General features: G+C 41.1%; 7 protein-coding genes. 3 read left to right on the top strand and 4 right to left on the bottom strand.

The window, feature by feature from the left end; genetic code table 11:
- Position 1 precedes the first annotated feature (1 nt).
- From ACFSMW_RS15855 to ACFSMW_RS15870, 4 genes are read right to left on the bottom strand one after another with little or no spacing between them, the layout of a single operon-like run.
- On the bottom strand, positions 2 to 931 hold the full coding sequence (locus tag ACFSMW_RS15855; RefSeq protein WP_390357263.1) for an NERD domain-containing protein: 930 nt from the start codon (positions 929 to 931) through the stop codon (positions 2 to 4).
- Positions 915 to 1,505, bottom strand: coding sequence for an RNA 2',3'-cyclic phosphodiesterase (gene thpR, locus ACFSMW_RS15860; protein WP_390357264.1), 591 nt, complete (start codon positions 1,503 to 1,505; stop codon positions 915 to 917). The genes ACFSMW_RS15855 and thpR overlap by 17 nt, the downstream gene beginning before the upstream one ends.
- Before the next feature lie 40 nt (positions 1,506 to 1,545).
- Positions 1,546 to 2,271, bottom strand: a complete 726-nt coding sequence (locus tag ACFSMW_RS15865; RefSeq protein ID WP_390357265.1) for a pseudouridine synthase — start codon at positions 2,269 to 2,271, stop codon at positions 1,546 to 1,548.
- Positions 2,272 to 2,289: 18 nt separating this feature from the next.
- Entirely contained in the window at positions 2,290 to 3,915 is a 1,626-nt protein-coding gene (locus ACFSMW_RS15870) for a putative polysaccharide biosynthesis protein (protein WP_390357266.1), read from the bottom strand.
- Positions 3,916 to 4,143: 228 nt separating this feature from the next.
- Between ACFSMW_RS15870 and ACFSMW_RS15875 the strand changes: the two genes are divergently transcribed.
- The 3 genes from ACFSMW_RS15875 (at position 4,144) to hemQ (ending at position 6,555) form a co-directional block, all read left to right on the top strand.
- Positions 4,144 to 5,400, top strand: a complete 1,257-nt coding sequence (locus ACFSMW_RS15875; RefSeq protein WP_390357281.1) for a BaiN/RdsA family NAD(P)/FAD-dependent oxidoreductase — start codon at positions 4,144 to 4,146, stop codon at positions 5,398 to 5,400.
- A 76-nt stretch (positions 5,401 to 5,476) separates the two neighbouring features.
- Complete coding sequence (locus ACFSMW_RS15880; RefSeq protein WP_390357267.1) at positions 5,477 to 5,665, top strand: hypothetical protein; 189 nt, start codon at positions 5,477 to 5,479, stop codon at positions 5,663 to 5,665.
- A gap of 149 nt (positions 5,666 to 5,814) precedes the next feature.
- Positions 5,815 to 6,555, top strand: coding sequence for a hydrogen peroxide-dependent heme synthase (hemQ, locus tag ACFSMW_RS15885; protein ID WP_390357268.1), 741 nt, complete (start codon positions 5,815 to 5,817; stop codon positions 6,553 to 6,555).
- The last annotated feature ends 366 nt before the right edge of the window (positions 6,556 to 6,921 follow it).

Below are 6,921 nucleotides of genomic sequence, written 5' to 3' on the forward strand. Positions count from 1 at the left end.
ATCATACCTCGTCCGAAAGGGGAAACTGATCCAAATCGTCTTCTTCCCATTCAGGCCGTTTCACCGCATTGGTTTCACAATAATTTAATACCGCCTCTGCAGCCCGCAGCTGCCGGTTTTTCAATGGGGATACTAACGCACGTTTGTCTCCAAACCAGTCTGGATACTGTCTGGACCCGATAATCCGGGATTGGTACGGTTCTTTTTGAAAATAAATCGGTGTATCAGGGGCCAAAACCGTTTTTTGTACAGGGAAATCAATTTCTTTCTGATGGATGATACTTTTAATGATTTTCTCTGTTCTTCTCAATGCAATAAATGGATTTAGAACACTGATCGTGTCACCCTTGTCATGTAACGTCCACGTGCGTCCTTCTTCAGCTATAATATTTTCTGCCGCCCCATCGGCGAACAGGTAAATAATCTCCATTCCCAGCGGACTGATTAAAATGATTTCTCCATCGACTGGCGTATTTTTGATAGAAAAAATCGGATAATACAACAACAGGTAAGTATCTGGAAAACGCTGCAAAAAATATTTCAGTTGTGTATCTCTATAGTATTTCTGTGCAATGAAGGAAATATCGGAAACTGTCGAGGTTGCCCAATTCAATTGCGATGGATACAACTTATCTAGAAAATAATGTTTTAGATCCTCGCGCTTAGCTGGCAATAACCTCGGTGGCCTGTTTTGACCGTCCTCCACAGATAGATTACTGCTCCGTTTTAGCAGGGATTTCAGCTTTGTAAAAAGCATGTCTTTATCAGGAACACTTTCCTCTTTAGCAACTGATAAATCGCTTTGCTCTTCCCATGCCTGGTTGAGCTTTTTCCAGTTTTCCTGTTTCAAGCGGATGAATTGACTGGGATAACGGTACATATTCCATTCATAGCGAGAAATATAATCACGCAACTTAATCAACTGGGCCATAATCTCCCCTCCCAAGCAGTGAATAAACTTCGTGTACGTGATATTTCGGCACGTGATTCGGCTCGATGCGATACAGCACAATCTGGTTCGCGTAAAATTGCATCTTTTTCTGTTTATAAGCCTCTATATAATGTTGCACTGCCTTTCCAGCTTCCTGGTGGTTCCATTTTTTTCCTATTGTGATATGTGGTTGGTAAGCTCGGTCTTCCTTTGAAAAACCCGCCGAATGTGCCAGATTTGCTACGATTCCTTGTAATTTCAACAAGCTGTCTGTTTTCTGAACGCCTGCCCATAATACTCTCGGTTGTGAAGGCTTTCCAAAGGTGTGTAAACCAGCAATTTCAATTTCAAATAGCGGCAGCTCTTTTATAACTTTCAACTTTTTTCCCAATTCGCTGATTTTTTTACCTGATGCGCCACCCAGGAATTTTAACGTAATATGAAAATCAGACTGCTGCGTCCATTGTTTATAAGGAAGCACTTCTTTCAACTCATGCTGCCACCCGGACAAATTCTGTTTGATACTGTCAGGCAAAGGGATTGCTACAAAATAATGTGGATTGTCTGCAATCATTTCCTTTCCTCCTTGCCATTATTTTCCCCGCTTATAATCTCTATTCAACAGGGAACAGTGTTTCGCAAAACGCCCGCTCTGCTTCTGTTAATTCTCGCCATTGTCCCGGCCGCAAATTCATATCTAAGTGGATGTCTCCCATTCGGATTCGTTGCAAATAAACTACTTTTTTTCCGACAGCTTCAAACATTCGCTTTACTTGATGAAATTTTCCTTCTGTAATGGTAATTTCTATTTCTGAATTTTCTCCTCGTTTTAATATCGACAGTTTTGCTGGCTTTGTTAGGTATCCGTCATCCAAAATTACGCCTTCAGCAAAATTTTGCTGGTCTTCTTCGGTAACGATACCTCTAATCTTTGCAAAATACGTTTTTTCGACATGTCTATTTGGAGACAGCAGACAGTGAGCCAATTGGCCGTCATTCGTAAGCAAAAGCAGACCTTCTGTATCTTTATCGAGTCGTCCCACTGGAAATGGCTTGAAGTGTTTTTGTTCTTCATCAAGCAAATCGATGACTGTTTTATGCACTCCATCTTCTGTCGCAGAAATGACGTTTTGCGGCTTGTTCATCAAAATGTAAATATACTCGCGAAAATGTACTGACTCCCCATTAACACCAATATTATCTGTATGCGGATCCACATGTATACTGCCATCCTTCACCGTTTCTCCATTTAACGTGACTCGCTTTTTCTGCAGTATTTTTTTTACGTCCTTCCGGCTTCCATATCGTCCAACATTAGCCAACAGCTTATCCAGCCTCATATGAAAATCCTCTCCTTATCAATGACGTCGGAAAAAGCGATCCAATATCCGCACACGTGATCCCAGTACCCGTTCAAGCAGCGTTGAAGCATATGCCAGCCATAAATAGACAGCGCCTCCCGCGGCAACTCCGATACCCAGCATAACGACTGCAGCGGTCCTTGAAGTTTCAAATGGCAGGAATATCCCTATCAACCATTTAAGGACCCAAATGACCATGAACATGATAATGGAAAAGATAAAGACGAGCAAAGTTCGTTTCACGGTTTGTTTAAACGAAAACTGAATCGCTCTCTGCATACGCCACAGGTTCAATATTGTTGCTATGCCCGCCGCCAGTGCTGTACCAAAAATTGCACCTTTCGCACCAAAGAGATGAATCAATTCGATATTGAAGAGAACTTTTACAAGTAAACCTGCAGTCAAACTAATGACCGCGAAACGCTGTTCATTTATTCCTTGCAACAAAGATGCAGAAACTGTAAACAATGCAAACAGCAAAGCTACTGGTGCATACCAAGCCAATAACGTACCAGTCAAATCAAGCACCTTCATCCCACCAAACAGTGCCCCATAAGTTTCATGAGATAATATAATCAAACCGAATACGGCTGGTATTACTAATACGGCAATAACCTGCAACGCTTGGTTGATCTGCTGAAATAACAAAGGCTTGTTTTTTTTGGTAAATGTTTCCGTCAATGCAGGCAGAATTGCAAGGGACAGACCTGTCGCAAGCGATACAGGTATCAAGATGATCTTATGGCCGTACATATTGATAGCCGCCAAAGAAACAACCCATTCATCTTTTAATCCGGCAGCGATCATTGCCCGGGTGAACGTGAATTCATCCACCAGCTGATACAGAGAAGTTGCCAGGCCGACAAGTACAAACGGCCCCGCGTATCTTAGCAGTTCATTGAAAAGACTTCTGAGTGGAATATCATTCTTCACCTTTTGTCTTTGAATATTTTTTTCAATATAAGGTTTGCGTTTACGCCAATACCACCACAAAACGATGCAGGAACCAATCGCGCCTACAAAAGCAGCGAAGGTTGCAAATCCAACGGCGGTGACGATAGAACCATGGAATACATGCAGGACAAGGAACGCAGCTACAAGTAAGAACACAATTCTGATGATCTGTTCAACAACCTGCGAAACCGCTGTCGGTCCCATGGACTGGTACCCCTGAAAGAAACCTCTTACAATACTCATTGCCGGTATGATCAGTAAAGCAAAACTGATCATTCGTATAACCACTGTAGCGTCATGCAACGTTACCTCTCCACTATCTTCCAGACCGATCATCCCTGCTATTGGCCCGGCTGCAAAGAACAGGAGCAGAAAAGCAATGAAGCCGGTAATCGCCATCAACATGGTACCAGCTTTGAACATGCGCATTCCTGTTCGATAATCTCCAAGCGAATTATACTTTGAAACGAATTTGGAAACAGCCAGTGGCACCCCGACAGTAGAGATACTGATTAAAATGTTATATGGAATGTAGGCAAAATTATATAACACACCACCTTCATTCCCCACTAAGCTGTTAAATGGGATGACATAAATCATCCCCAAGAATTTAGACAAAAACGTCGCTCCAGTCAGGAGCATCGTTCCTCTGACAATTTTATTCGACATTATTTCACCCGCACTTACTTTCATCAACATGAATTTGCTTTTTCTTTACCATACTCGCTATTTTATCATAAATCATTCGAAACAGCTTCTAACTTTTCATGACATTTATCTTAAAAAATTTCACGTCAAAAAAGCTAGCCTTGAAAAATATTTGCCATGAAACCATTGAAAATAATTGTGGATGTGGTGGCTCTAATGGTAATATACTATGCGAAAGGAATGAACGATATGGACTATGATGTCATTGTCATCGGTGCCGGACCGTCTGGTTTGATGGCATCGATTGCAGCAGCAGAGTACGGTGCACGGACACTGTTATTGGAAAAAGGAAGAAAACCCGGTAATAAATTGGCAATCTCGGGAGGCGGCCGCTGCAATGTGACTAATCGACTGCCACAGGACGAAGTGATCAGGCACATACCCGGTAATGGCAGATTTTTATACAGTGCTTTTTCGGTCTTTAATAATTATGATATTATCGCTTTCTTTGAAGAAATGGGTGTGGCTTTGAAGGAAGAGGATCACGGCCGAATGTTTCCGGTATCCAATTCATCAAAATCAGTCGTACAAGCATTATTAAATAAATTAGAACAACTGAACGTGGCCATTCGGCTGCAAACACCTGTCCAGGCCATTGATTATGGGGATCATTCTCATACTGCAATTCTGGAAAACGGCGAAAAAATTTCCGCAAAATCCATTGTCATCGCTGTTGGCGGCAAAGCAGTGCCATATACTGGTTCAACTGGAGATGGTTATGCCTGGGCAAAAAAAGCCGGGCATACTGTAACCACATTGTACCCAACAGAAGTAGCATTAACATCAGATGAAACTTTCATCAAGGATAAAAGCCTGCAGGGGCTTTCGTTGAGAAATATCGCCTTGTCGGTACTTAACAATAAAAAGAAACCAATTATCACACATCAAATGGACATGATTTTCACCCATTTTGGCATATCCGGACCGGCTGTACTGCGATGTTCCCAATTTGTCGTTAAAGAGCTGATGAAGGGACATCGGACCGTGGATATGCTATTAGACGTGCTTCCTGAGAAAAACCAAACAACCCTGCATCAAGAGCTCACAAAGCTAATGCAGGAAAATTCTAAAAAGACGTTTAAAAACACGGTGAAAGGAATGGTGCCCGAACGACTTCTTCAATTTATATTGTTGAAACTGCAGATTGGTGAAGAACAAAAATGTGCAAACATTTCCAAAGAAAAACTGATGTCTTACATCCATTTTTTAAAGCAAATGTCTTTCTCAGTCAACGGATCTTTGCCGTTGGAAAAAGCGTTCGTGACTGGGGGCGGCGTATCGATCAAAGAAGTCGTCCCAAATACGATGCAGTCAAAAAAGATGGATGGATTGTATTTCTGCGGAGAAATTTTAGATATTCATGGTTATACAGGCGGCTATAACATCACAAGCGCTCTTGTGACAGGAAGACTGGCTGGTATGAATGCAGCACTTGCTGGCAGATGATTCCTCGTTTGCATTTTTGACATTGGTACATGCTACTAATGTATGGGGAAAGACAAAAAACGGAGGGATGATTCAAATGCAAAAGAACAATAACAATATTTGGATACCATTAGTTGCTTCTGTAGGCGTTGGTGCCGCTACATTTTACAGCATGACTAAAAATGAGCAAGGCATTGGCCAAACCATGCAAAAGATGATTCCGTTTGTCAATCAAATGAGCAATGCGAAAGACACGCAAACACTTGGGCCCCATGGCATGAGTTAAGAAAATGACGCACCGGAACGGTGCGTCATTTTTTCATATAAATGCCATTTTCTTTTTCTTCTAAGTGATTAACATCACACTTTACTCTCGACCGCTGCATTATGATTAACATATCGAAATAGATTTAAACGACGCAAGGAGTGGTGATTATGGTTGAAACGGTAGAAACGTATGATGGCTGGTCTTCACTGCATGATTTCCGGACCATGAATTGGGAGAAATGGCAACAGTTGACTAATGAAAGAAAAGGAAGTTTACTTAACGAATTGCACACAGCTATTAAGCAATGGGAGCATACTGTGGAAGAAAAAGAGGGCAGTCACGCAATATATACCATTGCCGGCAGTAAGGCGGATCTCATGTTTATGATTTTAAGGCCGGAAATAAAAGATATTATTGATTGGAAAACAAAATTCAACAAGCTCGAAATAGCACATTTGTTAGAACCAAAAGCATCTTTTGTTTCCATCATTGAAAAAAGTTCCTATACAAAACCGGAAACGGATCCATATCATAACCCGGAAATGCTTAAAAAGCTTTATCCACAAATTCCATCTGAGGAATATATTTGTTTCTATCCAATGAGCAAACTACGCGGTGAAATCAATAATTGGTTCACGCTGGAAAAGAACGATCGCGGACGAATGATGTTCGACCATATCAAAACGGCTAAACCTTTTACCGAAAAAGTGAAACGAATCATCACCGGAGCTATCGGGTTGGATGACTATGAATGGGGTGTCTCCTTATTCTGTAATGACCCGCTTCAATTTAAAAAATTAATTTATGATACCAGATTTGATGAGGTAAGCGCAAAATATGGTATATTTGGGTCTTTTTACATCGGCCATCGGCTTCATCCAGAGAAGATCAATTCCTATTTCTTATAAAATTCAGAGGGTATAGTTACCCTCTGAATTTTAAAGTCCTCCCCTCCATTTTCAGACAGTTTTATTACCTAAGAGTAATTTGATATATGTATATAGTATAAGTGTGAATTAGAAAACGCCATTGTGGGTAGCAGCTATTTAAACAAGTTCCACCTCAAATTTTTATAATTCTTGTCGATAGAGCGTCTGTCATAACAATTGCAGCACTTTTTTTCCTTAGTTATTGTCGATAGATCCTCTGTCATCGCAATTGCAGCACTTTTTTTCCTTAGTTATTGTCGATAGATCCTCTGTCATCGCAATTGCTGCGCTTTTTTTCTTCAGTTATTGTTCATAGAGCGTCTGTCATAACAATTGCAGCGCTTT

Source organism: Tigheibacillus halophilus, from assembly GCF_042683165.1.
Taxonomy (GTDB): Bacteria; Bacillota; Bacilli; order Bacillales; family Amphibacillaceae; genus Tigheibacillus; species Tigheibacillus halophilus.